The organism is Sphaerisporangium sp. B11E5 (assembly GCF_039871875.1).
Classification (GTDB): Bacteria; Actinomycetota; Actinomycetes; order Streptosporangiales; family Streptosporangiaceae; genus Sphaerisporangium.
In genome coordinates this window covers 1-26,851 of the sequence record NZ_JBDPMD010000074.1, presented here as the reverse complement: position 1 = coordinate 26,851, position 26,851 = coordinate 1, and the positions used below count along the sequence as shown (strand labels likewise).

The following is a 26,851-nucleotide window of genomic DNA, read 5'->3' as shown; positions in this document are numbered from 1 at the left end:
AGAGACATGCGAACCTCCGGTGTCGACCCGTTACCGCTCTGCGGTGGGTCGACAGCAGACGGGATTACATGAGAAACGACCTCATAGCTTCAGGTCGGCCGTGGGTCGGCCTTAGACCGCAACTGCTTGTATCTGCGATCAAAACAGCTGCATGTATTTACCCGCCCTACAAAGGCGTCGATGTTGCCGGCCGTAAGGTCGGCAACGAGACGATCTAATTCTGAATCCGGAATTGATAATATATCGCCGAAATTTGCTGTAGATAAATTGCACATCTTAAGTTCTCGTCCGGGCCCGAGAGCCCACCTCGTCCAAGGTCGTCGAGGATCTAAAGCGTCGAAGTGCAAAGGGGGAACAGGGATGACAGTGATGGAAAATTGCTTGCCAAGTTCGACTGCCTCACTGATTCCGCTGAGTAGCCTACTCTTCGAGATCGTCAGCCGCTCGGCATTAGATAGAGCCGTACCGCCGATTTGTAGATCGTTTACAATGATACGCCCGACTCCGAGACTATTTAAAAAAGGAATCATGCGTGGAAGGTGATCTATATTGTCTTTGCAGGCGGTAAAAACTGTCGACACCTCTAGCCCCAGCTCGCGTGCTACACATATTCCCTTGACTGCCTGTTTCCAAGACCTTCTGCCGGCTAGATGGTCATGCGTCTTCTGGTCCAATGACATCAGGGAAATCTGTACGGCGCGCAGACCCGCAGCAGCCAGGGATCGGCCCTTTTCGGGGCTTAGGAGAGCGCCATTTGTGGTGAGAATAGAGTATAGATCTCTACTCGCAAGCCAGGTGACCACCTCACCCAAGCCTCGATACAGTAGAGGCTCACCGCCCGATAGGGCGACATAGTCGAACGACACTCGCTCGTGTAACTTCGAAATACCGCTTATGAGTGCTTCTGGCTGCTGCACATCCGCGAACTTCTGTGATGCCTGGGGTCGCCAAGGATTATAACAAAACACGCAATCCCAGTTGCAGTAGGGTGTAAGCTCAACCCATAAGGATTGTTCAGGACTACGTTGACTCAGGTCAGGTGCAGGGATTTGCACTGGGTCCCTGCTTTCGTGATTCCGACGTCTCTTCGACAGCCCTGGCGGCTTCCCTGTCAGCCATCGATCTGATCTCTGTCTCGGTCGATCTTAAGATGACTTCTGCGTAGTTGACGGCTTCGTCCACCTGTTGTTGAACACTGTGGTGACTCATTTTTTCCTTCTTGGGAGCTGAGGCTGAGAGTCTAGTTTCTCATCTGGGGAACCAGTCCAATTTGAAGCCCTGATATGGAACGGTTCCTCCGATTGCTCTGTATCTGCGTCTGTTATTCTTTTGGGTGGGCTGAATAGCGCTCCGAAATAGGCATTCGACGGCAATGCGGAGATCGGGGAACGGGTTTTCGATGATCAGTTCAAAGTCTGTCGTCGGTAGGTAGGAAGCCAATAGATCTGAGTCTGACAACCGATACCAAACTACTGCTTCGAGCTTGACTGGGACTCCTTTTCCCGGGGGTAAAACCCAAGGGATTTGCAGGCCTAATTCTGTGCGGTAGGCCGGATTCTCAACGTCCAGGTCGCGGCCGTCAATGCGTGCTCCTGTGTATTTGACCCGATCCCGCATGGGGGTCAACGAAAAGGTCAGATCCTTTTTTGTCGACGTCCGATTGAATACCGTGTAGCTCAGTGTTGAGTGAACTACAACATGACTTGTCGTCACTTCCTTGACTACGAACTCGTATTTTTGATTCCTTTTGTAGAAAGCTAACTCTACAATATTTTCCTTCACCGCTTTGCGGATCTCCGTGGGCAGCGAGGCTCCAAACAGCTCTTCGCGGTGCCGATAGCTCAAAATGCATATTGCCAATGGAAGCGTCGTGGAAAAGCTCAAATAGACGGTAGCGAGGAGTTTATTGCCTGCGACGAAGGGAAGCAGACCCCCCGGGTTCTGGTTTGCATATATGACACCTAGCGCTATAAGGCAAGAGCACAGGAGGATGCTGGAGAGTGCGATAAGCGAAAAGTTTCCGGAAATATCCCTTCTAAATAAGAAGGCGACTGCAAACGCTGCTATAGAAGATACGATCCAAGCACCTGTATTGAGGTATTTATCGAGACCGAAACTACTGAAGATGAGCCCGGAGAAGACTGCCAAATGCGTCCATTGAAGGCCGAACTCATCCAATATTTTGGCCAGGAATGATCCAGGTACGGGTTCAATCGACACAAGTCAGCCTTTCACTTGATTGACTGACGGAATTCCAGTGATTCGTCACTTTGCATAAGAATGTCAGCTACTTTGGTGAAACCTGTTCGCGAATAAAATTCCGCTAGAGAGGATTCGGTCGTCAGCGATACCAGCGACCCCTTCGGCACGTTGTTGTGCAGCCACTGCAATGCGGCTTTCATTAGGGCGCTTCCTATGCCGCGGCGCTGGTATTGCTGATGAACTATCAGGTCTTGGATATAGAAGTACATCGCGCCATCACCGACTATCCTTACAGTGCCGACGACGCGATCGTCTTCTATTGCGATTGCGCTGATAAGGCTGTTTTTCAGAGCAATTGCGGTTACCTCTGTGTCTGGAGTTCGCCATCCGACGCTATTCCTGAGGGCAAGATACTCTGAAATGGTGGGGGTTATGAGACTAATTTCTGCCATAGATAGGCTCCTGTCGATGGGTTGCTCGAATGGTTCAGGCTGCGGTCGTGTCGAATTGCAAGAAGTTCCTCTTGTCTAGTTTGTCTAGATTTGAGCTTCTGTAAGCAAGCCTTCACCATAGGTTAAACCCTCTGGAGGCCTGGGGCCAGTAGCGAGCCTGCTGAGCTTAATAAGGGCTTGCAATGCTCTTATTTCGGGACAGCCGCAAGCTCGCTTAACCAGTTCTTCGTGTGGGCACCGCCCGTCCCAACCCCCTGTGCTGGTTGTGAACGGTGCTGAAGCTCAAAGGCGACAGTCACGGTACAGCTCATGCTGCTCCCTTAAGGAAGGAAGGCCTGGTGGCGAGGTTCCTTCGGTGATCCAACTGCAGGGCCCAGTACGCCCAGCCACGGCCACTGGGCAGAAGGTCTACAGGGCGCTACGTGCCGACGGATTGATCTGTACCGAACTAAGCAAGGGATCCTTCGTGGCTGTTCGTGAAGACTGAAGCAGTGCCGACCGGGAACATGGTGCCTGGCCTAGACGTCTTAGATCCATTCCGAGCCTCTGTTATCAATCCCCAACGGTAAGTGGCCCTCTAGAGAAAAGGGGTTCAGGGGTCATCAAGGCTTACGTATAGAAAGTAAGTTTCGACGCGACAGTAGGTTCTAATGCGCGATGATGCTCAAACTCTCGGGTCGTGAGACCAAGAGGGGGTGTGTCAAGGAGGTACGTCTCCTCAGATGTCGTCGTTGGTCAAGAGGTAGCCGACCGAGGAACCGCTCAGTCTCATAGGGGCCACGAGTACGGACCGCCCACGGGACCGGAGAGGGGGGCAGCAGGGTCAGCACAGGGTCAGCACGATCACCCTAAGGACACCGGAACAGCCGACACCGGACCGGAAGAGAATGAGAGAGAAAAGTCCCCTCTGACCAGGCCCTTCACGGTCCGATGCAGCTGGTCTCGCTGACCCTCCAGACCGGGTCGTGATTACCCGGCCTACAGGCCGGCTCGCCCGCCGTTCACCTCTCTGACCATGGGATTCCTTGAGGCGATTGCCGGACTTGTGGCGCGGTCGCGTGGCCGGTCGGGATCGGGTTCGTGGTGTGGCTCGTCGTGCGGCGGCGCCGGGACGTGTTCGAGCGGGTCGGTCGCCGCGCTTGCACTGGTCCATGGGGCGTTGTCGGCGGGGAATGAACGTTTCGTGCTGCTTCGGAGTGTTCGGCCAGCTTGGGGGGCTGGCGGTGTGGAGACCGGGCGGTGGTGTTGTTCTCTTGTCTGGGGTTGTTGGACGGTGGGATCCGACGACGCGAGGGGATTTCGGTGCTCCGGTGGGGTGCCGTGGTCCTTCGTCCTGACACCCGAGGAGAGAAGTGCGGATGAGGTTACGCGGGCGTGCATCGTCGCGCGACGACGTGGAGACGTATGACGGGCAGGTTCGTCGCCTGAGTCTGGTTCGGCGGATGGTGATCGCGGCGGCGTCCGCGCTGCTGCTCACTCCGTTGATGACGGCGCCGGCGCTGGCGCACGGGGCGATCAGTGACCCGCCGGCGCGTGCGTACAGTTGTTACACGCGGTGGGCCAATGACTGGCAGTCGCCGCGGATGGCGACCGAGGATCCGATGTGCAACCAGGCGTGGCGGGCGGATCCCAACGCCATGTGGAACTGGAACGGGTTGCTGCGCGACGGGGTCGGCGGCAACTACCAGGCGGCGGTGCCGGACGGGACGCTGTGCAGCGGCGGCCTGACCGCCAACGGGCGGTACGCGGCGCTTGACGTGCCGGGGGCGTGGAAGACGGTGGACAAGCCCAGCCGGTTCACGATGAACCTGCTGGACGGGTCGTCGCACGGGGCCGACTTCATCCGCGTCTACGTGACCAAGCAGGGCTTCGACGCGACCACGCAGAGGTTGCGGTGGAGCGACCTGGAACTGGTCAACACGACGGGCAGGATGCCGACCGGCAGCACGACGCCGATCGACGTGTACGCGCCCGGTCGGACCGGCCGTCACATCATCTTCACGCTGTGGCAGGCCAGCCACCTCGACCAGTCGTACTACTTCTGCAGCGACGTCAACTTCACCGGCGGCGGCGACCCGACCCCGACCCCCACCCCGACGCCCACGCCCACCCCGACCCCCACCCCGACCCCGACGCCCACGCCCACCCCGACCCCGACGCCGACTCCGACCGGCAACCTGGGCTGCTCGGCGACCTACCGGGTTGTCACGAGCTGGTCCGGCGGCTACCAGGCCGAGGTGCGCGTCGTGGCCGGCTCGGCGGCCATCCGCGGCTGGACGGTGACCTGGGCCGGTAGCGGGATCAACAACGCGTGGAACGCGACCGTGACCACCAGCGGATCCACGGTCACCGCCACGAACGCCGGCCACAACGGCGCGCTCGGCGCCGGCGCGGCCACGACCTTCGGGTTCATCGGCAACGGAACCAGCCCCACTCCTGCTCTGAGCTGCACCGCGTCCTGATCCACGAGGAACGCCGTCACGGCCCGTCGCGCACGTGCGCGGCGGGCCGTCCGCGTGCTCGAGCTACGCGGCGGTGCCGGCGGATTCGCTGAGGCGGTTTCCCGGTGACCGGGGGCTGAGCAGGTACGTCAGGGCGAGGCTCGGGAGGATCAGGGCCAGGTGGTCGGCCCCGTCCCAGAAGGCGTCGCGGGTGATGTAGGTGAACAGGGAGACGGTCCAGACGGCGGCGGCCCAGGGGAAGGCGAACAGCAGGGCGGGGGCGGCCAGGCGGTGGGGGAGGACGGCCGAGATCAGGAGGAAGGCGGTGAGGAGGAGGTCCGGGACGAGGAACGGGTTGCCGGCGCGGACGGCGTCCGAGGTGAGGAAGTACCAGATCATCACGGCGGTCAGCGTGAGAGCCACGTAGCGGGCGACGGTCACGGTGCGGTGAGGGTTCGGGGCGGGCATCGGCGGCTGCTCCTTGACTGTGGGGCCTCGGGTCGAGGTCACAGTGTGGAGGCGGGACGGCGGAGGCGGAAGCGAGGTGGCACGCGGGGCGGTGGGGTTCGCCGCACCGGGAGGGGGCGGTCAGCCGTCCCCCGGGTCAGGAGTTGAGGTAGCGGAGGACGGCGAGGACGCGGCGGTGGTCGTCCTCGGTGGCGGGGAGGGCGAGCTTGGCGAAGATGCCGGTGCAGTGTTTCTCGACGGTGCGTTCGGCCACGCCGAGCCGGGTGGCGATGGCCTGGTTGGTACGGCCCTCGGCCATCAGGGCGAGGACGCCGCGTTCCCGTTCGGTGAGGGTGCGCAGGGGGTCGTCGGGGCGGTCGTGGCGGCCGACGAGCTGGTCGATGACGACGGGGTCGAGGGCGGACCCGCCGTTGCCGACGCGGCGGTGAACTCCCGCAGGTCGGACACCCGGTCCTTCAGCAGGTAGCCGACGCCGTGGGCGCCGGAGTCGAGCAGTTCGACCGTGTAGGAGACCCGCACGTACTGCGACAGCACGAGCACCCCGGTGCCGGGGTGGCGGCGCCGGATCTCGCGCGCGGCACGCAGGCCCTCGTCGGTCTGGGTGGGCGGCAGGCGGATGTCCACGACGGCCACGTCGGGGCGGTGCCGCTCCACGTCGTCCAGCAGCGCCGTGGCGTCGCCGACGGCGCTCACGACGGTGAGGCCGCCCTCGGCCAGCAGGCGGGTGAGGCCCTCACGCAGCAGGAGGTTGTCCTCGGCGACGACTACCCGCACGGCAGCACCGCCCGGACCCGGGTGCCCGCGCCGGGCGGGCTGTCCACGTGGAGGGTGCCGCCGAGCGCGCCGACGCGCCCGGCCAGGCCGCGCAGACCGGAACCGGCGGCCGGGTCGGCCCCGCCGCGGCCGTCGTCGCGCACCTCGACCAGCAGCCGGCCGCCGCCGGCCGTGATGCTCACGAAGGCCTCCTGCGCGTCCGCGTGCTTGGTGACGTTGGCCAGCGCCTCGGCGACGACGTAGTACGCCGCCGTCTCGGCCTCCGCGGGCAGCGCCGCGGGGATCTCCAGCGACAGCCGCGCGGGCACGGGGGCGAGGGCGGCCAGCTCCTGGACGGCGCCGCGCAGCCCCCGTTCGGTGAGCACCGGCGGGTGGATGCCCTGGGACAGGGCCCGCAGCTCCGCGAGGACGGCCAGCGTGGTGGCCTTCGCCTCGGCGACCAGCGCCTGGGCCCGGTCCGGCCGGGCGGGCAGCGCCGACTCGGCCAGGCCGAGCGTCAGGGGCACGGACAGCAGCCGTTGCTGCACGCCGTCGTGGAGGTCGCGCTCCAGCCGCCGCCGTTCGGTCTCGGCGGCGCGCACCACCTGGCCGCGCGACTCGGCGAGCTGGCGCAGCCGTGCCCGCAGGTCCGCGGTGAGACGCTCGTTGGCGAGGGCGAGCCCGGCCGCGGCGCAGGCCGCCTCGACGAGCTCCGGGTCGTCCAGCAGCGCCGGGTCGTGCACCAGCAGCGCGAGCGGCGCCCCGTCGTGGTCGATGCGGGTCGCGACGCGGTCACCCGGCGGCGGGGACACCGGCCGTCCCTCGACGTCCACGTACCCGGACGACTGCGCCGACCAGTACCCGACCTCCAGCGCCGGGTCGTGCAGGACGCGGGCCAGCGTCTCCCGCATGGGCCGCACGTCGTCCCGCAGGTGCACCACCAGCTCGGCGACCCGGCCGCGGTCGATGCGCCGCCGCAGCAGCGTGCCCAGGTACGCGAGCGGGACGGCGGCCAGCCCGGCCTGCATGACCGGCAGAAACCCCCGCACGTCCACTCCGGCGATCACGGCCGGCTTGAGCGCCACGAACAACGCGGCCGCCACCACCCCCGCCCCGAGCACCGGCCCGGCCGACCTGCGCCCCGGCACCGTGCCCCGCCGCCACCGCCCCACCTGCCACACGACGACGCCCACCCCGCTCACCAGCGCCCCCGCCGTCGCGACCACCCGCACCACACCACCCGGGACACTCCCGGTCACCTCCAGCACCGCCACCAAGCCCGCGCTCAGGTACGCCGTCCCGACCACCAGACGCGGCCCGAGCCCCCCGAGCCGCCCGGTGGGGAACGCCACGACCAGATGCGCCAGCACCGCCGCCCACGCCCCCGCCGGCACCACCCGCACCCCCGTCGGCGGCCCCGTGAGCTTCGCGAAGACCCACAACATTCCCACGCCGGCCATCAGCACCCCGACCCGGTTCCGCGGCCGCAGCCGGACGGCGACCAGCCCCGCGATGACGAAGGTCACCGCGACGGCCACCGCCGTGACGAGATCAGGTCGCATGAGTTGGTTCCACTTCGCCGGGTCGATCCAATTGTGGTGCTGATCCGGCGCCACCGACAGGCGTCACGCTCACCGGGGCAGGAGCTTGCCGCCCATCTGGCCGGTCGGTTCGACGCGGCCCCGAAGCCCTCGTCGGTCACAACGGCTTTCGCCCGGCTCAGAGAGCTATGAGGATCAATATGATCCACATGATGGCGGCTAATACTGGCGGTATATAAGTTATGAGCATATTGCTTGATATGCGGCCGGCCCATTGGTCGCGGGTCTCCCGGTACACCGGGATCTCCAGTACCATGCGCCTTCTGATCTGCAGGAAATATCGGTAATGGACATGGTTGACCACGGACCATGTCGCACTCAGCAGCAGTCCGAACGCGGCGATGACCAGAGCGGCGAATGGCGCTCCTGGGAGGCTTTTCGTCGCCGTGACCTGCAGGAGGCCGGCGTGGGCGACCACGAGCATCGACTCCGCGACCAAGAAGTAGTTGCCTCGTTGTAAGTGCGCGTTGTCGGCGTGCAAACCATGCTCCCACAGCCTGTCGCGCTTTTCGGCGGCGGTTTCGGCTTCGGTCGATGTGGAGGTCATGGCGGTGCTCCCTTCCCGGGCATGGGAAACCTTTGCTGGGGAACGAGCACAACGGGGCACGGGTTCCCGGAAAGCGAATACCACGCACTGCCGGGAGATTTCGGTCATGCGGCCGCACGATCCGGCAGGCGAGTGCCCTGGGGCGGAAAGCACTCGCGGGCCGGTTCACTCGTCCGGCACTCCCGTGTTCTGGCAGGCCGTCATGAGCCAGCGGCCGTTCTCCTTGGACATGACGTACAAGGGGGTGCCCTCGCCGGCCGGCTGGTGGCCGGGGAGGGTGAGGTAGCGCTGGCGGATCTTCACGGCGGCGACGTCCGGGCGGATGAACAGGATGTGGGTGACCTCGTAGGTGGCGGTGAGGTTCTTCATGCCGCCGGGGAGGACCTGGTGGGTGAAGGCCGAGATCTCGTCGCGGCCGATCAGGCGTTTGCCGGCGCTGGTGGTCCAGATGGCGTCGTGGCGGAACAGTGCGACGAAGGCTTCGGGGGACTCGGTCCGCTGGGAGTGTTCCACGGCGGCGACCACCTGTTTGATGGCGGCGGTCTCGGCTTCGGCGTCGAGGGCTGTCATGCCGGTCACCGTAGGACCTCAAGTTCGATTGAGGTCAAGGGACTCCGGTGGACGCTCACCGGCGGGCAACGGCGCCCGGGTACCGGACTCTGGCTTCCAGGGCTCCGTGATCACGATGTTCCGGCCGGTACTCCTTCTGGCGGGCCGAGCGGCTTCTGGTAGACGCGTACGTCGCAGGGGGTGGCCAGGTAGGGGGACAGATGGGGGTGGCTGTCGGGGAGGGGGTGGGTGGTGATGGGGGTGTAGCCGAGGCGGGTGTACCACTTGTGGAGGGTGGCTTTGGAGGGGTGGATCCAGGTCTGGGGGACCAGGAGTTCCAGTTGCATGGTTGTGAGGCCCTGAGTGCGGGTGTGGTGTTCGGTGAAGTCGATGAGGGCGCGGCCTATGCCGGAACCGCGGTGGGCGGGGGCGGTGACGAGCATGCCGAACTCGCCGATATCGCCCGCGTCGCTCCGGCCGCCCGCACCGCCTTCGCCCCCGGCGTCACCGGCATCTCCGGCATCTCCCGCATCACCCGCGTGGCCCATGGGGACGCCGTTGCCGGCAGGGACGCGGCGGACGCGGATGCTGCCGGCGATCTCGCCGGCCACGCGGGCCACGGCGATCTCGCCGGCGCGGACGAGGGTGGCCATCTCCTCCGTGGAGGTGCGGGCGGTGCCCTCGATCCACAGGCCGCGCTCGGCGACGGCGTAGACCTTGTTGATCAGTTGGGTGAGGTGGGTGATCAGGGTGCGGTCGTCCGCGGCGGCGGGGGGCAGCAGGGCGATCGGCTCGTGCTGGTAGGGCATTTCAGCAGCCTACGCAGCGGCGTATGCCCGCAGGACAGGCGGGTCTCGCCGTGATGACCTGCGCTATCGTGAGGAACTAGGGGCGGGGGATGAGGTGGCCGGGTCGGGTGTGGGCTGAGCGCCGCCCCGCTGCGAGGGGGAACGCCTGGATGTCCAGTAGCGAGAACGCCGTCGTGCGGCTGAAGCGGGCTTTCAACCGGCACGACCTCGAGGCCCTGGCGGCCTGCTTCTCCCGGATGGCGGTCCTGGTGGCGCCGGACGGCATCGGGCAGGACCGCGAGGAGATCGCGTCCTACTACGCGCAGTTCCTTGAGGCGTTCCCCGACTCGATGGTGACGCCGCTCTCGCTCGCGGTGTCCGGCGACACCCTGGTCTCCGAGTACACGATCACCGGCACCCACAAGGGGCCGTACCTGGCGGCCGGGGGAGAGGTGGCCGAGCCGACCGGCCGTTGCATCGCGGTCCGCGCGTGCTGCTGGACGGTCGTGGAGGACGACGGCCTCATCGCCAGCCACCGCATCTTCTACGACCAGCTCGAGCTCGCCGCGCAGATCGGCGGCACGCTGTGCTTCAACGGCAAGGAGTGACCTCATGGCCCCGGTCCGGCCGTTCATGTGCGGAAAAAGCCGCGCAATGAGGGCGATGGCGGGGTGCATTCTCGCTTAGGGGTATGCGGGAATATCGTGGACGTGGTTCTTTTCTTTGTCGTGCCCTCTGTTTTCTCTATCGCTACTTGCCGTGTCGCGTCGCGGCCGTTCCTGAAGGGTATTCCCTGTGGGCGGTGTCACCGCGGTGACATCGAAGAAGGTCCGAATTAATCGGAATTCAAGGGATATGGGGGAGCCGAGTGATTCCTCGGGAAAATGGTCATTTCGTAGGTAAGGCATTGGCGGTGGCGGCGGCGATCACCGGCGGGCTCCTCGCGGTGTCGTCCCCCGCGACGGCCGACGCCGCGGCCGAGACCCGGAACGTCCCCGGGCACCAGAGTGTCCTGGCTGTCGGGGCCGATGACCACGACGGCAAGTGCGGCAAGGGCTGCCGCCCCGGTCCTCCCGGTCCTCCCGGCCCGCCGGGAGCGCGGGGCCGTGCCGACGGCGTCGACTCGGCCTTCGCCACCCCCACCGGCGGGGTCGCGGGCAAGTACGTCGGGCTGGCCCAGGGCAACGGCACCACGCTGATCCGCGACCCGTCGTCGGTGGCGCCGAACCCGTTCTGGCACGACATCTCCACCTTGCCTGGTTACCCGGGCAACGTGACCGACGTCACGCTGTCCGTGCCGCCCGCCACGCCCAACCAGTTGCACGTCACCGTGCGCAGCTCCACCGGTGCGGTCGCCACGGTGATCTGTCTCCTGACGCCGAACGTCGTCTGGCCCGGCAACTGCGGCATCTTCGTCAACCAGACGCCGCCGCTCTGATCCGCCCGCTGAGCGACACGATGCCGTACCCGGGTCCCCGGGTACGGCATCGCCGTCGGAGGGGGAAATGCGCATGACTGGAATTCCCCCCAATGCGGGATTCGCCGGGTGTTCGGCCCGCAGGGGAATTCGGAAGGCGCGCGGCCGTGACACACCTTTTCTTCGCTGTGCCGTCTGTTTTCCCTATCGCTACTCCGGCACCGCGTCGCGGCCGTGCGGAAAGGGTATTCCCTGTGGGCGGTGCTACCACGGTGGCACGGAAGTACAGACCATTCATTGGATTTCAACGATATGGGGGAACCGAGTGATTCCTCGGGAAACAGGTTCTTTCGGAGGTAAGCCCGCGCTGACGCTCGCGGTGGCGACTGCGGTCACCGGAGGCATCGTCGCCCTGGCCGCCCCCGCGACGGCCGACACGGCCACCGGAGCCCGCCCCGGGCACCAGGTGGCGACCGCCGCCATGCCCGGCGGCGACCTCGGCGGCGACCACGGCAAGGGGGACGGCAAGGGGGACGGCAAGGGGGACGGCAAGGGGGACGGCAAGGGGGACGGCAAGGGCGGCGGCAGGAAGGACGACTGCCCGGCCGGTCCACCTGGCCCGCCCGGCCCGCGCGGGCGGGTCGACGGGGTGGACGCGGTCTTCGCCACCCCGACCGGCGGTGTCCCCGGCAGGTACGTCGCCGAGACCCAGGCCAACGGCACCACGCTGATCCGTGACCCTTCCTCGGTGGCGCCCAACCGGCCGTGGACCGACATCTCCACGGTGGCCGGCTACCCCGGCCAGGCGACCGGGGTGACCCTGGCCGTCTCGCCGGCCGCGCCCAACGTGCTGCACATCACCGTGCGCACCATCACCGGCATCGTCGCCGAGACCACCTGCACACTCACCGTGAACCCGGCGTGGCCCACCAACTGCGCCGCCTTCACCCAGATCACCCCGCCGCTGTAACCCGGCCGCCCTCACGCCGCCGTACCCGGGGACGCGCCCCGGGTACGGCGCGGGGCGCCCGCCGTGGTGAGTGTGTCCTGGGGCGTCAGCCGGTGTTGATGATCATGCCGGGCGGGACCAGGAGGAAGACCTTGTGGGCGATGCGGTCCATGTCGCCGCATCGGCCGAAGACCAGGCCTGCCGCGAAGTCCACCAAGGGCCGGGCGTCCGTGTCGGACATGCCGGTCAGGTCCATGACCACCGGCTGGCCTTTGCGGTAGAAGTGCCCGACGTACAGGACCTCGTTGTAGTCGCGCGGGCGCAGGGTCCGCACCATGGACATGTCCGGCAGCGTGGGGGGAGTACGCGGTTCGCCGGGACCGGTGGATTCGGGGGAGCGTGCCACCTCGCGACCGTAACACCGGGGGCCGACAATTACCGGCATCCCCGGCGGACTCGTGTCGTCCTCACCGGCGCGGCCTCGCGCGGCGTGTGCCGGCCGGCCGAGTAGGGGTCTCACCTTCGCCGGTACAGGTCGGCGAGGCCCGCCGCGAAGGCGGCCAGTGCCGGAGCGAAGGCGTGTTCGGGTGGGGTGCCGTAGCCCACCAGCAGCGCCGGTGGGCCCGGTGCGGCGTGCCGGTAGCCGGACAGGCCCTCGACCGCGACGCCCCGGCCCGCGATGTGCTCCACCACCTCGTCCTCGGTGTACCGGTCCGGCGGCAGTTCCACCACGACGTGCATGCCCGCGGCCACCCCGCGCGGGCGCAGGCCGGGCACGGCGGACAGCACGGCGGCGAGGCGGTCCCTGCGGCGCCGGTAATGTCCACGGCGGCGCCGGATGTGCCGGTCGTACTCACCGGAGGTGAGCAGGTCCGCCAGCACCAACTGGTCGATCACCGGGACGTTCGGGTCCTCGCACGCCCGTGCCTCGGCGAGCGGACGCACCAGATTGGGCGGCGCGGCCAGCCAGGCGATGCGGAGCCCCGGCGCGAGCGTCTTGCTGGCCGTGCCCGCGTACACCGTCTGGCCGGGGGAGAGGCCCTGCAGCGCGCCCACGGGCTGGCGGTCGTAGCGGAACTCCCCGTCGTAGTCGTCCTCGACGATCAGCCCGCCGGTGTCGCACGCCCAGCCGATCAGGTCGATGCGGCGCCGCGAGCCCAGCGTCACCCCGAGCGGGTACTGATGCGCCGGCGTGACGACCACGGTCTCCACGTCCGCGCCCAACCGGTCCACCACCAGCCCGTCGCCGTCCACCGGGACCGTGCGCACGGCCAGCCCGGCGCTGCGGGCACTGGCCAGGTACCCCGGGTGCGAGGGGTCCTCGAACGCCACCGCCGCGCCGCCGAGCACACGCAGCGCGTCGCACAGCATGGTGAGCGCCGCCGAGTAGCCGGGGAACACGACGATCTGCTCGGGGTGGGTGACGACGCCACGCGCCCGGCCGAGGTACTCGGCGAGGGCCCGCCGCAGCGCCGGGTGGCCGCGCCAGTCGCCGTACCCGAGGTCGGCGTTCGGCATCTCCCGCACCACCCGCCGCGCCGCCGCCAGCCAGGCGGCCCGGGGGAACGACGACAGGTCCGGCAACCCGGGCCGCAGGTCCAGGGCCGGCGGCGGCCCTTCGCTCCCCGGCCCGGACGGCGGCGCGGCGGCGACGTCCGGGCGGGGCGCCACGACCGTGCCGGACCCGGGCCGGGCGACGAGGAACCCCTCGGCCACGAGCTGGTCGTACGCCTGGCTCACCGACCCGCGTGCCACGCCGAGGTCGGCGGCGAGGGCCCGCGTGGACGGCAGCCGCGTCCCCGGCGTCAACCGCCCGGACCGCACGGCCTGCCGCAGCGCGTGCTCCAGCCCGCCGCGCACCCCCTTGCCGGGATCACGCGCCATCAGCAGATCGAGACCGCGACCGGACCACTCGTTCGCCATAGAAGTGGACTATAGGCGTAGGCCAATCGCTCGGTAGCGTTCATGCTGGAAGGAGGGGATCGAGATGAGGCACCTCGCCATGGCCATCGGAATGGTCCACGCCCTGCTCGGGCGGGACGAGCCGGTCCGCGAGAACGTCCACGACCACCGCCCCGCACGCCGCCGCCGCGACCGCCGGTCCTGACCGCGCACGCCGGTGCCGCGGTTCAGCGGGAACCGGCGCGGATCGGGGTGAAGCCCTCGTGGTCGAGGAAGTGGACGCGGGCGGAGGCGATGTCGAAGTACAGGCCGACCAGTTGCAGGCGGCCGGACAGCTCCAGGCTCGCGACCGTGGGATAGGTGCGCAGGTTGTCGAGCTGCTGGGCCACGTTGACGCGGCACAGCCGGTCCAGCGGGCCCTCGTCGGTGCCGTCGGGGGCGGAGAGGATGTACCGGGCCAGCGTGTGGTCGCCGTGCCGCAACCACCGGCCGAGGCCCGGCAGGCCCTCGGTGTTCACGCCGGCGCTGAGGATGGCGGCCATCGCCCCGCACCCGGAGTGGCCGCACACCGTGATGGTGCGGATGTTCAGCGCCGTGGTGGCGTACTCGATGGCGGCCACCACCGAGTCGTCCCCGGTGGCCGCCCCGTGCCGCGGCACGAGGTTGCCGACGTTGCGCACGGTGAACAGGTCCCCCGGCCCGCTCGCCGTGATCAGGTTGGGCACCACACGCGAGTCGGCGCAGGTGATGAACAGGTGGGACGGGTCCTGCATGCGCGCCATGCGGGTCAGGAACGGCCGCACCAGCGGGGCCGTGCGCCGCTGGAAGTCCACCGCCCCGGCCATCAGGTCCGGCACCGCCCCGGACTCCTCCGGCTCCGTGGGGGTGGACACCCACAACCCGGAGTGCCGCACCGGCAGGTGGCCCAGCGGCCCGCGCCGCCGGTACGCCCGGGGCAGCCACCACCGCTCCGGCGCCCGTGGCGGGGTCTTGGCCGCCGAGGCGCGGGTGCCCTGGGCCGCCGAGGTGTACCACTCGTCGTGCATCTCGTCGATGCTGACGGAGCCGCCGGTGCGTTCGTGCTCCAACTGCCAGCCGTGCAGCGCCTCGAACGCCGCGTTGTCCATGAAGTCGACGTTGAGGTCGAGGTCCACCGCCGCGCCCGGCGGGAGGGCCCGTAGGTTGTCGGTGAGCAGCGGCACCCCCACGAAGGTGAGCGACCCGGTCACCACGACGTGCCACCGGTCGTCCGGCTCCAGCCGCACCTGCACCGACACCCGGGTCAGGCGGCGCAACGCGAGCAGCGCGGCCAGGCCGAGGCCGATCAGCACACCCTCGGCCAGGCCGATCAGCACGACCGCGCCCATGGTGAGCACGTACACCGGCAGCTCGCCGTGCCCGTGCAGGCCCCGCATGGTGCCGAGGTTGACCATGCGGGCCCCGATGAACACCAGCAGCGCGGCCAGCGCCTCCAGCGGGATCAGCGTGACCGTCCAGCTCAGGCCGACCGCGAACAGCAGCACCCACAGGCCGTGCAGAGTGGTGGACCACCGGGTGCGGGCACCCGCCCGCACGTTGGCCGTGGTGCGGACGATCACCCCGGCCACCGGCAGCCCGCCGAGGCCGCCGGACACGATGTTGGCCACTCCCTGCCCGGTGAGCTCACGGTCCAGGTCGGCGCGCGGGCCGCCGTGCATGCGGTCGGCCGCGACCGAGCACAGCAGCGACTCCACGCCCGCGAGCAGGGCCACCAGCAGCACGGCGCCCGCGATGCCGTGCCAGTCGCCCTCCGGGACCGCGGGGGTGACCCACTCGGCGAAACCCTGGGTGAGGTCGGCGCGGGCGACGTCCCACCCGAGCACCCCCGCGGTGAGGGACGCGATGGCCAGGGCGGCGAGCGGCGCGGGGACGGCGTTCACCCGGGGCAGGCGCGGCCACACCACCAGCAGGGCGATGGTCAGCACGCCGACCGCGACGGCGTGGCTGTGGTTGTTCACGAGCTGGTTGGGCAGCTCCAGGAGGTTCTCGACGGCGGAGCGCTGCGGCTTCCCGCCGAGCACGACGTGCAACTGCGCCAGGGCGATGACGACGCCGACGCCCGCCAGCATGCCGTGCACGACGGCGGGGGAGACCGCGAGGGCGGTCCGCGCGACCTTCAGGGCGCCGAGCACCAGTTGCAGCGCCCCGGCCATCAGGGTGATCATGCAGGTGGCGCGCCACCCGTACGTGCGGACCAGCTCGGTGACCACCAGGGCCAGACCGGCCGCCGGGCCGCTGACCTGCACCACCGAGCCGCCGAGCGGCCCCGCGACCAGCCCGCCGACCACCGCGGCGATCAGGCCGGCGATCAGCGGCGCCCCCGACGTCACGGCGATGCCGAGCGACAGGGGGACGGCGACCAGGAACACGACGAGCGAGGCCGGGAGATCGTGCCGGATCACGGCCAGGAGACGGTGTGTGCTCGCCCGGCTACGGTACGTATCGGCCTTCATGAGCCGACCATACGATGCGGCGGCCGTTTGATTAAGGCTTTGGCCGACGCGTTTTGCCGAAGCCGGGGGAGCGACTAGGGATCAGCGGTAATAGTCGGGATATTCAGGGTCACCCACACGGTGGTGCCCCCCGCGGGACCGGGTGGCCCGGGACGGCTCCTCCGCGGCGGGGCCGCCGTTGCCGTAGAGCTCGGAGTACGACGGCCAGCTCCCGCCGGTGTTCTGCGGCGGACGCGGCCAGGACCCGGACGAGGTGCCCGGGGCGGTGTCGCCGGCCTGCTGGCCGTACCCCTGGTCGGGGCGCGGCTCCTCGTAGGCGGGCCCCCGGCGCGGGGGAGCCGACGACGGCTGGCCGAGCGAGGGGGTGGGCGCGCTGATCGTGGCGTCGCCGTCGTCGATGGTCGCCCAGCCGGGCCGCACCTCGTAGGACGAGGCGGACGCCGGGTAGGAGGTCTCGCCGGGGTAGGTCTCGCGCGCCGGGTACGAGCCGCCCTCGGGGGAGGGCATCTGGTAGTCGGCGGCCCGCCAGGTCTCGTTGGAGCCGGAGGCCGCGGGCTCGGGGCCGTCCAGGATGTCGTAGAGACCGGTCGCCGGGTAGGCGGGCTGGGCGGGCCACGACTGCCGGGACGGGAGGTCGCCGGTGCGGCCGGTGACCGGGTCGGCGGACACCGGGGCGGGGCCGCTCAACGGGTCCCGGCCGTACGAGCCGGTCTGCCCGGACGCGGCGAACGGGCCGGTGACCCGTTCGTACGCGTTCGCGGCGGGGCGGGACTCGAACGGGCCGGTGACGCGGGTGACGTCCAGCGGGTCGCCGCCCACCGGGCCGGTGGCCAGCGGATTTTTCGGCGACGGGCCGCGATGCACCGCGCCGGTCGGGAAGGAGCCGCTGGACAGCGGGTCCTCGGGCTGGGTGCCGGCGGCCGGCGGGTCCGCCTGGCCGCGTGCCGGGGCGGTGCGGCCGGGGTGCCCGGCGTCGGCGGCGCGAGCCGCGGTGACACCGCGGGGCGGCGTGGTGCCCCCCGGGGCGCGGCGGCCGTCGGACCGCCGGGACTCGCCGGAGCGGGACGCGCCGCGCCCGGAGTCGCCCTCGCCGCGCCGCCGCGGCTTGGCGCGGCCGTCGGACAGGCCGAGCGGGTCGGCGGGATCGGGACGGGACGGGCGGCGGGTGCGGCCCGTGGGCTGCGCCGCGGGCTGCGGGGTGCCGAGCGCGCCGAGCACGTCGGAGGCCGCGGGGGTCTGCGCCACCGGGGCGGGGAACGTCACGGTGCGCTCGGAAGCGGCGGCCGCGGGGCGTTCCACCAGGTCGGCGAGGCCCGGCGACGGGCGGGACGCGGCGGGCGGCTGGTCGGTGAGGCCGGCGCGGGACGGCGCGGGCTCGGCGCGGCCCGGACGGGAGGACTGGTCGCCGCGCGACGCGGGGCGGGTCGGCAGAGGGGCCTGGACGGTGGTCGCCTCGGCGTCCACCGGCTCCTTCTTCTCCTTGGGGGCCGGCTTCGCGGCGGGGGGCCGGGCGTCCGCCGAGCCGGTGGGGAGGTCGGGGCGGCTGGTGCCCATGCGGGCCGCGATGGTGCCGCCGAAGGCGCCGTCGTCGGCGCGGACCCGGGTCCAGTAGTCGTCGTCGTAGTCGTCGGCGTCGCCCCACTCGTCCACGCCGCGGCGCCCGCGGGCGGAATGGGATGCCTTGCCGCGTGGCGCGGAGCGCCCGCCCGGACGGCCGGCGGCGGGACGGGACGCGGGCTTGCCGTTGCCCGGACGCAGCCGGGCGGTGGCGCGCTCGGGTTCCTGGAAGGCGTCGAACCCTTCAGGGAAGCTCTCGAAGAAGGTCTCCTCGGCGGGACGGCCGGGGCGTTTGGCGTTGGGGTCCTCGGCCTGCTCGGCCATCTTCTTCAGCCGCTCGGGAGGAAGGTTGCTTTCCCGGCGGTTCATCGACCGCATGCCGATCGCCACGACCATCAACACGAGCAGCACGACGGCGACGAGGCCGAAAATGACCGCGATCATTGCACCACCCTCATGGCCATGGCCTGCCAGTGGCGCTGGTGAGGTCGCGCGGCCATCGACGCGACCCTCCCCCCCTGATCACCTGCGCTCCGAGATTGCATCTGATTCTGTCCGACCACTATGACCGTTGTCACACCCTACGAGAAGATTTGGTATCCATCACTACCTGCCGTACGCGGCGACTCACTCGATGTGAGCCGCCGAGATGCGTCCTCGGGCGATGGTGCGGGAGGCGATGTGCTCCATCGTGTCGCGGAGCGGGGCGCCTTCTTTCAGATCGAGCATGGAGTCGAGCGCGTAGACACTGAAACGATATGTGTCGTCGCGGCGGCATGGGGGCGAGTAGCCAACCTTTCCCGCGGAGGTCAATCCTTGGAGCGCCCCCCGCGGCACGCTGTCCTGCGCCAGCTCGGTGGTGCGCGGATCGATGTTGAACAACACCCAGTGCACCTCGGCCGCTCCCTGCGGGCTGTTGGCGTCGACCACCAGGGCGATCGACTTGGCCTGTTTCTGAGGCACCCCCGACCACCGCAGCGGCGGGTTGCCCTCCTGCCCCGAACACGAATAGTCGGTCGGCAACGGCGCCTCGTCCCTGAAACGGGGACTCGACACACTAAGAGTGTCCAGCGGCCGATCGGTGGGCGACCCACCCCCCACGATCCCGCACCCAGCCGCCAGCCCGGCGACCACGACAAGCCCCGCCATCACAGAAGCGCGCCGCCTGCGTCCCCCACGCCGGGTGAACGTACAGGTGGAGGGTACCGCGGACTCGCGTGCCGTCCGCCCGGTGAACGGCGGGGCGGTGGGGGCGGCGGATCCGGCCGCCGGGGTCGCGTGTTCCTTGTGTGCCGTCCGTCCGGTGAACGGCGGGGCGGTGTGGGCGGCGGATCCGGCCGCCGGGATCGCGTGTTCCTCGTGTGCCGTCCGTGCGGTGAACGGCATCGTGGTGGGGACGGCGGATCGGGCCGCCGAGGGCGCGTGTTCCTTGTGTGCCGTGGGTCCGGTGAACGGCGGGACGGGGGGAACGGCGGGCTCGGCCGCCGGGGTGACGCGTTCCTCGTGTCGCGTCCGTCCGGGGAGTGGGGGGGAGGTGGGTATGGCGAGCAGGGCCGCCGCGGTGTTCGCGGCGGCGCGTCCCTCGCGTCCCGCCCGTCCAGCGAGCCCGGACTTTCTCCGCTGCCCCATGCCCGCTGATGCTACGCGGATCTGGCGGGTGCCCTGACCCCGTTGGCTGAATGAGCTGTCCGGCGGGGAACGAATTCCGGGCGATCACGGCATGTCCCGGGTGGTCCCGGCCCGGCCCCGGGGTCCGCAGGTCCGCGTCCCAGGGAGGGAGGCGTGCACACTCGTCGTTCGGGCGCCGTCCCGCCCGCCGCGTTCATCGCCGCAGCTCAGGACGGGTGTGGTGGTTGTGACCGTTCTTGGTCCGATAAGGGAACGGGTGGCCCGCCTGCCCGGCGGGCCACCCGTTCGCTAGCTTTCGCGTCTCCCCGCCGGGCCGCTCGGCACCGGTCCCCGCCCCTCGTGGGGGACCGTGTTACCGGCGGGTTACATCTTCGGAGCAACTCGCCGCACGGACGCCGGCCGGGAGGCCCGGGTCAGCCGCGGGCACGGAAGGCGCGCAGCGACAGGGGGACGAAGATCAGCACGATGGCGACACCCCAGATCGCCGAGACGAGCACATGATTGGCCACCGGGCCGCCCGTGAGCAGGCCGCGCACCCCGTCGGCCAGGTGGGTGACCGGGTTGACCTCGACCCAGCGCTGCAGCCACTCGGGCAGCGTCTTCGTCGGCACGAAGGCGTTGGACGTGAAGGTGATCGGCATCATGATCGAGAACGCCATGATCTGCACCTTCTCCGGATCGGCCGCGACCAGCCCGATCAGCACCGACAACCACGACATGGCCAGCGCGAACCCCAGCAGCAGCGCCAGCGCCCCCAGCACCCCGAAAGGCCCGGTGTGCACCCTGAACCCGAGCACCGTGCCCAGCCCGAGGAACAACGCGAACGCCCACACCTGCTTCAGCGTGTCCGCCACGATCCGGCCCGCCAGCGGCGCCGACCGCGCGATGGGCAGGCTCCGCAGCCGGTCGAACACCCCCTTGTTGATGTCGGTGCTCAGCCCGATCGCCGTGGTCAGCGTGGCGAACAACATGTTCTGCACCACCAGCCCCGGCAGCGAGAACTGCAGGTAGTCGGACGTCGACCCCGCGATGGCCCCACCGAAGACATAGGTGAACAACAACAGGAACATGATCGGCTGCACCGACAGATCGAGCAGCTCCATGGGGTTGTGCTTGATCTGGACGAGACTCCGCCACGCCAGCGTCAGGGTGTGCCGCACCCCCGCGGCGGGCCCGACCCGGTTGTGCAACGTCTGCACCGCGGTGGTGCCGGTGAGCGTGGTCACGCCGGGACCTCCTGCTTCTCGGTGGACCGGCTCTCGTCGGCGGGCTCCTCGGCGCGGTGGCCGGTGAGGGCCAGGAACACCTCGTCCAGACTGGACTTGCGGAGGCTGAGCTCGGCGGCCACCACACCGAGGTCGTCCAGGCGGCGGACGATGCGGGGGACCAGTGTGGGGTCCTTGATGTTGACGGTGGCCTGGCCGCCGGCCAGCTCGGGACGGTCGCCGAGGATCTCGGTGATCACGTCGTGCACCAGGCCCAGATGACCCTCGGCCATCGGGCGGACCTGGAGCACCTGGGCCCCGGTGGTGGCCTTCAGCTCGTCGGAGGTGCCGGACGCGATGACCCGGCCGTGGTCGAACACCACGATGTCGTCGGCCAGCTCGTCGGCCTCCTGGAGGTACTGGGTGGTGAGCAGCACCGTGACGCCGTCCGCCATCAGGCCCCGCACGACCCCCCACAGCTCCGTGCGGCTGCGCGGGTCGAGGCCCGTGGTCGGCTCGTCCAGGAACAACACCTGGGGCCGCCCCACCAGGCTCGCCGCGAGGTCGAGCCTGCGGCGCATGCCGCCCGAGTAGGTCTTGGCGGCCCGGCCGCCGGCGTCCGCGAGGTCGAACCGCTCCAGCAACTCGGCCGCCCGGCGCCGCGCGTCCGCCCGGGTCAGCTCCAGCAGGCGGCCGATCATGACAAGGTTCTCCACACCGGTCAGCGCCTCGTCGACCGCGGCGTACTGCCCCGTCAAGCCGATCAGGGACCGCACCCTGTGGGCCTCCCTGACCACATCGAACCCCCCCACCGTGGCCCGGCCGCCGTCCGGTCTGAGCAACGTGGCCAAGATGCGCACCGCGGTGGTCTTCCCGGCGCCGTTCGGCCCGAGCACCCCGAGCAACCTGCCCTCCGGGACCTCCAGATCGATCCCGTCGAGCGCTCGCGTCTCGCCGTAGCGTTTGACCAGACCTTCCGCCTGGACCGCGTATCGCATCGTCTCAACTCCTCAGTTAACTGTCGGGTTGTCCCGCCCGGCTCGCGGCCCGGGGTGACTGATCTCAAGTCTGCCCAACTCCACCGACAATTTCGGGTCCCGCCCGAAGCTCTCCGTCCCACCCGGAAAGCGCCACGCTCGCGCTCTGGCCACCCGCGTCGTTGTGGTGGGTGGGGTCGCGGCGGGCGGACCGGGCGCCACGGGCTGGGGCGATCTAGCTAGGCTGGTGGAGTGACAGCTCCCCTGCGTGACCCCGCCAATCGGGTGTCCCGCCGCGCCATCACGCTCTGGTTGCTGCAGGCTCTGATCGGGTTCCTGTTCCTTGTGGGGGCCTCGGTCCTGATCGCGTCCATCTTCTCGGGGACGGACTGGGCCTGGGTACCGCGCTGGGCCGCCGACAACGCCTGGTGGCTGCCTGTGGTGGTCGGTGTCCTGACCTTGCCCTTCCTGATCAGCGAGCCGTTGTGGCGGTACGCCGTTCATCGGTGGGAGCTGTCGGGGGACGTGGTGTACGCCCGGTCGGGGTGGGTGAGCCGTGAGTGGGTGTTCGTCCCGGTGAGCCGTATCCAGACCGTGGACAAGCAGCAGGGGTGGTTCGAGCGGATGCTCGGGCTGGCGACCCTGGAGATCCGCACCGCGTCCTACGCGGGGTCCTCCTCCATCCAGGGGCTGGACGTGCAGGTCGCGTCCCGTCTCGCCGAGGACCTCGCCCACCGTGCCCACGAGCTGAGGGACGACGCGACGTGACCACCGAACCCCCCGACCGCCCGTCCCCACCTCCTGGCGGCACCCTGCCGCCCCACCCCGCCTCCGACCAGCCGACGACCCCCACCACCCCGGACTCCCCACCCGCCCCCAACGGCGGCACCTCCCACCACCACGCCCCTCCTGCGCCGGACGGACACGGCGGCGAGCCGGCCCCGGGTGAGCAGAGGAGCGGCGGGACGCCGTACGGCGCCGCGCCACCGCCGGGTGGCGGGGTGTCCGGGTACGACCCGGGGGCGGGGGGATGGACGCCGGGGGGAGGCCAGGGTCTACGTGAGCCGGCGTGGCCGCCGGCTGCACCCGGTGCACCGGCAGGCGCGCCCGGAGGGCCGCACAGCGGGCCCGCGGGATCGCGGGGGGCGTCTGACGGGTGGCAGGGGCCGCCTCCGCAGGGGTGGGGTGGTGTCGAGGTACGGCCGTCGCGACTGAGCCCGTTGATCCTTCTGATCGACCCGGTTCGCATGGCGCCGTCCCTGCTGGTTCCCCTCGCCGGTGTGCTCTTCGTCGGAGGGTTCTCCCAGGCGTCGTTCCTGTGGGCGCTGGTGGCGGTGGTCGGGTCCATCGGGTTCGCGGCGCTGCGCTGGGCGACGACCACCTACCAGGTCACCGCCGACCGGCTGCAGATCTCCCGCTCGCTGATCAGCCGATCGGTGCGGAGCATTCCGCTGGACCGCATCCGGGGGGTGGACGTCTCCACGCCGCCGCTGCACCGGCTCCTCGGGCTCGCCGTGGTCAAGGTGGACACCGGGGCAAGCGGCGGCGACAAGCAGGAAGGCGAGCTGAACGGCGTCTCGGTCGCCGAGGCGGAGCACCTGCGTGCGGTCCTGCTCCGCCGCAGCCGCGCCGTCCGGCGGGCCCCGGGTGCGGAGGTCGCGGGACGCGAAGCGGACATGACGGCACCGGCCCCCACCGGGGAGCCCGCCGTCCAGCCGGACCATGTGTACGTACGGGTGCCGAAGAAGTGGTTCAGGTACGGCCCGCTGTCGGCGACGTACCTGTTCGCCCCGTTCGCCCTTCTCGGTGGTGCCATCGGCCTGGTCTTCCAGTGGGGCGAGAACTTCGGGATCAGCGAACGGGCGGCGTGGAACTTCGCCGAGTGGCTGTGGCACCGGCCCGTCCTGCTGGTGCTGATCGCCGTGGCGCTGGTGGTGGTCAGCCCGCTCGGGGCCTGCGTCATGTACGGGGTGTTCAACTGGAACTTCACGCTGCTCCGCCGTGACGCCTCACTCATCGCCGAGCGGGGGCTGATCAACCGCCGCAGCGTGTCCCTGGAGCACGCCAGGATCCGCGGGTACGAGTTCGCCGAAGGGCTGCTGGAACGCGCCGCGAACGTCGGCCGTCTGTGGGCCGTCGTCACCGGCCTCGGCGACTCCCGCACCCGCGGCCAGCTTCTCCCCACCGGCCCCAAGGACTTCGTCCTCAAGATCGCGGCCCAGGCCGTGGCCCCGTTCACCACCGGACTCACCCCGCACCCGCCCCAGGCCCGCCGTCGCCGCCTGTTCCGCGCCGTGGCCCCCGCCCTGGCCCTCGCCCTGGCGGCCTTCGTCCTCGGCTGGACCTGGCTGGGCATCGCCGCCCTGATCCTGGCCGCCCTCGGCATCCCCCTGGGCCTGGACCGGTACCGTTCCCTGGGCCACGCCTACGACGGCACCCGCCTCTCCGTCCGCTCCGGTTCCCTCCCGCGCTCCCAGGCCGTGATCGAACGCCGCGCCGTCGTCGGGTGGACCATCCGCCAGACCTGGTTCCAGCGCAAGGCGAACGTCCTCACCGTGATCGCCGGCGTGGGCGCAGGCACCGGCGGCTACTCGGCCATCGACGCCGGAGACTCCCAGGGCGTCCACTTCGCCGCCACCGTCACCCCCGACTGGCTGGCCCCGTTCCTCACCACCCCGCCCCCTCCCGCGCCGCCGCTGTCCGACACTCCGTAACACCCGATCCGCCCGCCACGACGGCTCACACTCCGGCGAGCGCCGGCGGGGCGGGGACGATCGGGGTGAAGCCACGCGGCCGGCCACCGCCGGAGGCGGGCACGCCCGGGCGGTGGGGGGAGGCGGGGGTTATTCCTGGCGGCGGGCGCCGAACATGATCTCGTCCCAGGTGGGGACGGAGGCGCGGCGGCCTCGGGAGCCCTTGCGAGCGGGGCGGGCGGGCTTCGGGGCCTGGGGCGGGACGGTGGGCTCGGTGGCCTTGGGGTCCTTGTCGCCCTTCTCGGACTTGTCGGGTTCGACGGTCGCGACCTTCTCGGCGGCTTCACCGCTCAGGCGAGCCGCCGGGACGGCGATGCCGCCGTCCGCGGGGTCGGTTCCGTTGACCGCTGCGGCGGGGGCGCCGTTGGCGGCGGCCGACGGCGTGGAGCCGCCCGGGGCCGCCGGGACCGCCGCCGCGGCGGCGGGTGCGGCCGGGACGGGCGGATTGGTCTGAGCGGGCGCCCTCCGGACCGAGGGCGGCAGCGGCTGGCGGGACCCCGGAGCGCCGTGCCGCTGACGCGAGCGCCCGGCCGGCGGTGTGGGCACCCCGGCCGTGTCCGGCTTGGCGGCTCCAGCCCGGCCCTTCGGCGCGGCGGCTGAGGCCGCCGGCACCGCCGGTACCTCCGTGGCCCCTGTGGCGTTTGGGGATGGTGTGGCTTGCGCGGAAGCGGCGGGTGCCGGTGTGCCCGTGGCTGATGTGGCCGACGTCGCGGATGCGTCTCCCGCCTCAGCGGCGGCCTGAGGTGCAGCGGCGGCCTGAGGTGCAGCGGTCCGGGGTGCGGCCGCGGGGGTGGGTGTGGCCGAGGGGGCTGTAGCGGGGCGGGTTGACGCCGCCGTGGCGGCGGTTGCCGGCGGTGCTGTGGCGGCCGGCGGCGCGGCGGCGGTGGCCGGGTGCGCTGTAGCAGGGGTGGCGGCCGGCGGCGTGGCGGCGGCGGTGGCCGGGTGGGCTGTAGCGGGGGTGGCGGACGCGGCCGTGGCGGCGGTTGCCGGCGGCACGGCGGGTGAGGAGGCCGCGGTGGTGGTGGGAGCCGCCGTGGGGGCGGTCTCAAGGGAGGGCGGCTGCGGGTGGGTGGCGTGGGCGGGGTCTGAGGAGGCCGTGCGGCTGAGGTCTGCGGTCGCCGCGGTGGCGGGGGAGGTGAATGCCGCTGCGGCCGGGGCGGGTGCGCCTGTGGCGGGCGGCACGGCGGTGACAGGCTCGGCGGCCCGGGGCGTGGTGCCCGGTTCGGTGGCCTGGGGCGCCGTACCGGCGGTGGTGGCCTGAGATGCCGCACCGTGGGTGGTGGCCTGAGATGCCGCACCGTGGGTGGTGGCCTGAGCTGTCGCATCGACGGTGGTATGAGAGGCCGCGCCGGTGGCGGCCTGGGGGGACGTGCCGGCGGCGGTGCCCTGGGGGGCCGTCTCTGCGGCCGGGGACGCGGCGGGTTGTCCTGAGTGCTGAGCCGCTGGGGACGCCGGGCGGGCCGAGGTGGGAGCGGGCTCCGTGTGGGCCGCGGCGGGCTGCGAGGGTGCGGGCTGCGGGGCCACGGTCGGCTGGGGCTCTGTGGTGGCGGCGGCCGGAGTGTACGCCGGCTCCTTGGCGGGGGCCGCGGTCCCGGGGGAGTGGGCCGGGGCCGCCGAGGCGGCAGGGGACGCCGGGGACCGGTGAGTGGACTCCGCCGGGGCGTCGGGATTGTCCCCAGACACGTCCGCCGGTTCCGGCATGTGGGTGACAGGGCCCGCGGGGGCGTGCGCTGATGCCGGCCGGCGGGCGGGGGAGTCCTCAGGCAGGTGTGCCGGCTCGGGCGTGTGAGCGGGAGTCCCGGTGCGTGCGTGTGCCGGCTCTGGCCGGTGGTCGCGAGAGTCCGCGGACGGGTGTGCCGACTCGGGCAGGTGGCTGGTGGGGCCCGTAGGCGCTTGTGCCGGCTCTGCCCGGTGGTCGCGGGAGTCCGCGGATCGGTGTGCGGGCTCGGGCAGGTGGCTGGTGGTGCCTGTGGGGGCGTGTGCCGGCTCTGGCCGGTGGTCGCGGGAGTCCGCGGATCGGTGTGCGGGCTCGGGCAGGTGGGTGGTGGTGCCTGTGGGGGCGTGTGCCGGCTCTGGCCGGTGGTCGCGGGAGTCCGCGGATCGGTGTGCGGGCTCGGGCAGGTGGGTGGTGGTGCCTGTGGGGGCGTGTGCCGGCTCTGGCCGGTGGTC

At 70.3% G+C, this 26,851-nt stretch carries 22 protein-coding genes and 1 pseudogene; 7 read left to right on the top strand and 16 right to left on the bottom strand.

Annotation, left to right across the window (positions count from 1 at the left end; genetic code table 11):
- Positions 1–1,248: 1,248 nt before the first annotated feature.
- Both ABGB17_RS36900 and ABGB17_RS36895 read right to left on the bottom strand, forming a co-directional pair.
- Positions 1,249–2,220, bottom strand: a complete 972-nt coding sequence (locus ABGB17_RS36900; RefSeq protein ID WP_347638658.1) for a hypothetical protein — start codon at positions 2,218–2,220, stop codon at positions 1,249–1,251.
- Positions 2,221–2,231: 11 nt separating this feature from the next.
- Positions 2,232–2,654, bottom strand: coding sequence for a GNAT family N-acetyltransferase (locus tag ABGB17_RS36895; protein WP_347638656.1), 423 nt, complete (start codon positions 2,652–2,654; stop codon positions 2,232–2,234).
- Positions 2,655–4,096: 1,442 nt separating this feature from the next.
- Between ABGB17_RS36895 and ABGB17_RS36890 the strand changes: the two genes are divergently transcribed.
- On the top strand, positions 4,097–5,116 hold the full coding sequence (locus ABGB17_RS36890; RefSeq protein ID WP_347638654.1) for a lytic polysaccharide monooxygenase: 1,020 nt from the start codon (positions 4,097–4,099) through the stop codon (positions 5,114–5,116).
- A gap of 63 nt (positions 5,117–5,179) precedes the next feature.
- Here the strand turns inward: ABGB17_RS36890 and ABGB17_RS36885 are convergent, their stop codons facing one another.
- From ABGB17_RS36885 to ABGB17_RS36860, 6 genes and pseudogenes are all read right to left on the bottom strand, one after another.
- Positions 5,180–5,563, bottom strand: a complete 384-nt coding sequence (locus ABGB17_RS36885) for a hypothetical protein (RefSeq protein WP_347638652.1) — start codon at positions 5,561–5,563, stop codon at positions 5,180–5,182.
- Positions 5,564–5,699: 136 nt separating this feature from the next.
- Positions 5,700–6,337: pseudogene (locus ABGB17_RS36880) on the bottom strand (response regulator transcription factor).
- Positions 6,328–7,878 (bottom strand): sensor histidine kinase, encoded by a 1,551-nt coding sequence (locus tag ABGB17_RS36875; protein ID WP_347638650.1) that lies wholly within the window; start codon positions 7,876–7,878, stop codon positions 6,328–6,330. The pseudogene ABGB17_RS36880 and the gene ABGB17_RS36875 overlap by 10 nt, the downstream one beginning before the upstream one ends.
- Before the next feature lie 157 nt (positions 7,879–8,035).
- On the bottom strand, positions 8,036–8,464 hold the full coding sequence (locus ABGB17_RS36870; protein WP_347638648.1) for a hypothetical protein: 429 nt from the start codon (positions 8,462–8,464) through the stop codon (positions 8,036–8,038).
- A 165-nt stretch (positions 8,465–8,629) separates the two neighbouring features.
- Positions 8,630–9,034 carry an SgcJ/EcaC family oxidoreductase gene (locus ABGB17_RS36865; RefSeq protein WP_347638646.1) on the bottom strand — a complete coding sequence of 135 codons (405 nt, stop codon included), beginning with the start codon at positions 9,032–9,034 and terminating at the stop codon, positions 8,630–8,632.
- Between the two features lie 110 nt (positions 9,035–9,144).
- Positions 9,145–9,822, bottom strand: coding sequence for a GNAT family N-acetyltransferase (locus tag ABGB17_RS36860; RefSeq protein ID WP_347638644.1), 678 nt, complete (start codon positions 9,820–9,822; stop codon positions 9,145–9,147).
- Positions 9,823–9,971: 149 nt separating this feature from the next.
- Here ABGB17_RS36860 and ABGB17_RS36855 point away from each other — a divergent pair, with 149 nt between their 5' ends.
- From ABGB17_RS36855 to ABGB17_RS36845, 3 genes are all read left to right on the top strand, one after another.
- Positions 9,972–10,409, top strand: coding sequence for a nuclear transport factor 2 family protein (locus ABGB17_RS36855; RefSeq protein WP_347638642.1), 438 nt, complete (start codon positions 9,972–9,974; stop codon positions 10,407–10,409).
- Between the two features lie 305 nt (positions 10,410–10,714).
- Complete coding sequence (locus tag ABGB17_RS36850; protein ID WP_347638640.1) at positions 10,715–11,239, top strand: hypothetical protein; 525 nt, start codon at positions 10,715–10,717, stop codon at positions 11,237–11,239.
- Positions 11,240–11,597: 358 nt separating this feature from the next.
- Positions 11,598–12,188 (top strand): hypothetical protein, encoded by a 591-nt coding sequence (locus tag ABGB17_RS36845; RefSeq protein WP_347638638.1) that lies wholly within the window; start codon positions 11,598–11,600, stop codon positions 12,186–12,188.
- A gap of 85 nt (positions 12,189–12,273) precedes the next feature.
- Here the strand turns inward: ABGB17_RS36845 and ABGB17_RS36840 are convergent, their stop codons facing one another.
- From ABGB17_RS36840 to ABGB17_RS36810, 7 genes are all read right to left on the bottom strand, one after another.
- A complete protein-coding gene (locus ABGB17_RS36840) occupies positions 12,274–12,510 on the bottom strand; it encodes a cell division protein SepF (RefSeq protein WP_347638636.1) in 237 nt (78 codons plus the stop codon).
- A gap of 173 nt (positions 12,511–12,683) precedes the next feature.
- Positions 12,684–14,090, bottom strand: coding sequence for a PLP-dependent aminotransferase family protein (locus tag ABGB17_RS36835; RefSeq protein ID WP_347638634.1), 1,407 nt, complete (start codon positions 14,088–14,090; stop codon positions 12,684–12,686).
- 206 nt (positions 14,091–14,296) lie between these two features.
- Complete coding sequence (locus ABGB17_RS36830) at positions 14,297–16,561, bottom strand: SulP family inorganic anion transporter (RefSeq protein WP_347638632.1); 2,265 nt, start codon at positions 16,559–16,561, stop codon at positions 14,297–14,299.
- Positions 16,562–16,642: 81 nt separating this feature from the next.
- The gene (locus ABGB17_RS36825) at positions 16,643–18,562 is read right to left on the bottom strand and encodes a hypothetical protein (RefSeq protein ID WP_347638630.1); all 1,920 of its coding nucleotides are present in this window, start codon (positions 18,560–18,562) and stop codon (positions 16,643–16,645) included.
- A 183-nt stretch (positions 18,563–18,745) separates the two neighbouring features.
- Positions 18,746–19,747, bottom strand: coding sequence for a YbhB/YbcL family Raf kinase inhibitor-like protein (locus ABGB17_RS36820; protein WP_347638628.1), 1,002 nt, complete (start codon positions 19,745–19,747; stop codon positions 18,746–18,748).
- 413 nt (positions 19,748–20,160) lie between these two features.
- Positions 20,161–20,973 (bottom strand): ABC transporter permease, encoded by an 813-nt coding sequence (locus ABGB17_RS36815; protein ID WP_347638626.1) that lies wholly within the window; start codon positions 20,971–20,973, stop codon positions 20,161–20,163.
- Positions 20,970–21,950, bottom strand: coding sequence for an ATP-binding cassette domain-containing protein (locus ABGB17_RS36810; protein ID WP_347638624.1), 981 nt, complete (start codon positions 21,948–21,950; stop codon positions 20,970–20,972). The genes ABGB17_RS36815 and ABGB17_RS36810 overlap by 4 nt, the downstream gene beginning before the upstream one ends.
- 231 nt (positions 21,951–22,181) lie before the next feature.
- On the opposite strand from ABGB17_RS36810, the gene ABGB17_RS36805 reads away from it, so the two are divergent.
- Entirely contained in the window at positions 22,182–22,697 is a 516-nt protein-coding gene (locus ABGB17_RS36805) for a PH domain-containing protein (protein ID WP_347638622.1), read from the top strand.
- A 452-nt stretch (positions 22,698–23,149) separates the two neighbouring features.
- Complete coding sequence (locus ABGB17_RS36800; RefSeq protein WP_347638620.1) at positions 23,150–24,643, top strand: PH domain-containing protein; 1,494 nt, start codon at positions 23,150–23,152, stop codon at positions 24,641–24,643.
- A gap of 129 nt (positions 24,644–24,772) precedes the next feature.
- Here ABGB17_RS36800 and ABGB17_RS36795 read toward each other — a convergent pair whose 3' ends face one another.
- A complete protein-coding gene (locus tag ABGB17_RS36795) occupies positions 24,773–25,294 on the bottom strand; it encodes a hypothetical protein (RefSeq protein WP_347638618.1) in 522 nt (173 codons plus the stop codon).
- 223 nt (positions 25,295–25,517) lie between these two features.
- On the opposite strand from ABGB17_RS36795, the gene ABGB17_RS36790 reads away from it, so the two are divergent.
- The gene (locus ABGB17_RS36790) at positions 25,518–25,943 is read left to right on the top strand and encodes a hypothetical protein (protein ID WP_347638616.1); all 426 of its coding nucleotides are present in this window, start codon (positions 25,518–25,520) and stop codon (positions 25,941–25,943) included.
- Positions 25,944–26,851 lie beyond the last annotated feature (908 nt).

Coding starts and splice junctions, on each gene's coding strand:
- ABGB17_RS36830 (WP_347638632.1), bottom strand. CDS start 16,561: ATGAAGGCCGATACGTACCGTAGCCGGGCGAGCACACACCGTCTCCTG.
- ABGB17_RS36875 (WP_347638650.1), bottom strand. CDS start 7,878: ATGCGACCTGATCTCGTCACGGCGGTGGCCGTCGCGGTGACCTTCGTC.
- ABGB17_RS36890 (WP_347638654.1), top strand. CDS start 4,097: ATGGTGATCGCGGCGGCGTCCGCGCTGCTGCTCACTCCGTTGATGACG.
- ABGB17_RS36870 (WP_347638648.1), bottom strand. CDS start 8,464: ATGACCTCCACATCGACCGAAGCCGAAACCGCCGCCGAAAAGCGCGAC.
- ABGB17_RS36825 (WP_347638630.1), bottom strand. CDS start 18,562: ATGATCGCGGTCATTTTCGGCCTCGTCGCCGTCGTGCTGCTCGTGTTG.
- ABGB17_RS36810 (WP_347638624.1), bottom strand. CDS start 21,950: ATGCGATACGCGGTCCAGGCGGAAGGTCTGGTCAAACGCTACGGCGAG.
- ABGB17_RS36835 (WP_347638634.1), bottom strand. CDS start 14,090: ATGGCGAACGAGTGGTCCGGTCGCGGTCTCGATCTGCTGATGGCGCGT.
- ABGB17_RS36855 (WP_347638642.1), top strand. CDS start 9,972: ATGTCCAGTAGCGAGAACGCCGTCGTGCGGCTGAAGCGGGCTTTCAAC.
- ABGB17_RS36865 (WP_347638646.1), bottom strand. CDS start 9,034: ATGACAGCCCTCGACGCCGAAGCCGAGACCGCCGCCATCAAACAGGTG.
- ABGB17_RS36895 (WP_347638656.1), bottom strand. CDS start 2,654: ATGGCAGAAATTAGTCTCATAACCCCCACCATTTCAGAGTATCTTGCC.
- ABGB17_RS36840 (WP_347638636.1), bottom strand. CDS start 12,510: ATGTCCATGGTGCGGACCCTGCGCCCGCGCGACTACAACGAGGTCCTG.
- ABGB17_RS36885 (WP_347638652.1), bottom strand. CDS start 5,563: ATGCCCGCCCCGAACCCTCACCGCACCGTGACCGTCGCCCGCTACGTG.
- ABGB17_RS36820 (WP_347638628.1), bottom strand. CDS start 19,747: ATGGGGCAGCGGAGAAAGTCCGGGCTCGCTGGACGGGCGGGACGCGAG.
- ABGB17_RS36860 (WP_347638644.1), bottom strand. CDS start 9,822: ATGCCCTACCAGCACGAGCCGATCGCCCTGCTGCCCCCCGCCGCCGCG.